This window comes from Prevotella sp. CAG:592, assembly GCF_000436015.1.
Taxonomy (GTDB): domain Bacteria; phylum Bacteroidota; class Bacteroidia; order Bacteroidales; family Bacteroidaceae; genus Prevotella; species Prevotella pectinovora.
Genome location: NZ_FR892575.1, coordinates 1 through 1,905, shown reverse-complemented (window position 1 = coordinate 1,905; position 1,905 = coordinate 1). Strand labels below are relative to the sequence as shown.

Below are 1,905 nucleotides of genomic sequence, written 5' to 3'. Positions count from 1 at the left end.
CTCTTCTTGTCGATGACGCCCTCAGAGTTGTTCTTGTTGTATGAATACTCAAACTCAGAGCGTGATACCGGCTGCCCGTTGATAGTCATTATCGTCGGGTCGTTTTGCTGTGCGTGTGCCACTCCGCTCACAAGCAGCATGGCACAGAACAATGATTTGAATTTCATCTGTTTTCTGTATTGTCTTTAAGATATTATGGCATGAGGTCTACTGTAAAACGGTAAGACCTCACGCCATGTCGTGTAGTTAATAATAATGTTTATTCTGGACGTGAATAGTTTGGAGCCTCGCTTGTGATAGATATGTCGTGTGGATGACTCTCAAGCACTCCGGCGTTTGTGATACGCACGAACTTGGCTGAATGGAGATCGCTGATAGTGTTGGCTCCGCAATAGCCCATACCTGAGCGCAGACCACCAACGAGCTGATAGATAACCTCCTGCAGTGTTCCCTTGTATGGCACACGACCGGCGATTCCCTCCGGCACGAGCTTCTTCACATCCTTGGTACCAGCCTGGAAGTAGCGGTCCTTCGAACCGTTCTCCATAGCCTCGAGGCTACCCATTCCGCGGTAGCTCTTGAACTTACGTCCGTTGAAGATGATTGTGTCGCCAGGGCTTTCCTCTGTTCCGGCTACGAGCGAACCTATCATCACTGAGTATCCACCGGCAGCAAGTGCCTTCACCACGTCGCCCGAGTAGCGCAGACCACCGTCGGCAATCAATGGCACTCCTGTTCCCTCGAGAGCTGAAGCCACATCATAAACGGCACTCAGCTGAGGCATACCGACACCAGCCACGACACGTGTGGTGCAGATCGAGCCAGGACCGATACCTACCTTCACGGCATCAGCACCATTGTCAACAAGCATCTTGGCAGCGGCTCCTGTAGCCACGTTGCCTACCACGATGTCAACATTAGGGAATGATTTCTTTGCCTCAACGAGCTTCTCAATAACATATTTAGAATGTCCGTGAGCGGTATCGATGACGATGGCATCAGCACCGGCATTCACGAGAGCCTGCATGCGGTCGAGTGTGTCTGCCGTAACGCCCACGCCGGCTGCAACGCGCAGACGGCCCTTATCGTCTTTGCAAGCCATTGGCTTGTCCTTTGCCTTGGTGATGTCCTTGTATGTGATGAGTCCCACGAGGTGGTTTTCACTGTCCACAACTGGGAGCTTCTCAATCTTGTTCTCCTGCAGGATGTTTGCTGCAGCGGCAAGGTCGGTTTTGATATGTGTGGTTACGAGGTTCTCTGATGTCATCACCTCGTCAACCTTGCGGTCGTGGTTGAGTTCGAAGCGGAGGTCGCGGTTTGTGACGATACCTACGAGATGGTTGTCATCATCGACTACCGGAATACCACCGATATGATATTCTGCCATCATATCGAGGGCCTCACCGACTGTGGATCCACGGCGGATGGTCACAGGGTCGTAGATCATACCGTTTTCGGCACGCTTCACGATTGCTACCTGTCTTGCCTGTTCCTCAATGCTCATGTTCTTGTGGATCACGCCGATACCACCCTCTCGTGCGATGGCGATGGCCATTGCCGACTCTGTTACGGTGTCCATGGCAGCCGTAACGAATGGTATGTTCAAATCGATGTTACGCGAGAACTTGGTTTTCAACTCTACTGTGCGGGGCAGTACTTCTGAATAAGCTGGGATTAGGAGGACGTCGTCGAAGGTGAGACCGTCCATTACAATTCTATCTGCAACAAATGATGACATAATTTGTATTTAAAAAATTTATTGCGTGCAAATTTACTGTTTTTTTTCGATACGATAAACTCTTTTGCCAGTTTTCTGATAGCGTTAAAAATATTTAACCCAAATAGGTCGTCAGGGCTTGCCTGGATTTTGCTCTTTTAGGAGAGTGGATTTTGTTTGGCTTTTAA

Annotated in this window: 1 protein-coding gene and 1 pseudogene; both read right to left on the bottom strand. The window is 49.9% G+C overall.

From position 1 onward, the window contains the following. Positions 1–167 (bottom strand): annotated as a pseudogene (locus QVO99_RS05940) (peptidylprolyl isomerase); the annotation flags it as partial. A gap of 92 nt (positions 168–259) precedes the next feature. After that, positions 260–1,738, bottom strand: a complete 1,479-nt coding sequence (gene guaB, locus QVO99_RS05935) for an IMP dehydrogenase (RefSeq protein WP_022316683.1) — start codon at positions 1,736–1,738, stop codon at positions 260–262. Positions 1,739–1,905 lie beyond the last annotated feature (167 nt).

Bases quoted from the DNA above. Each gene is read 5' to 3' on its own strand.
- guaB (WP_022316683.1), bottom strand. From the start codon at position 1,738: ATGTCATCATTTGTTGCAGATAGAATTGTAATGGACGGTCTCACCTTC.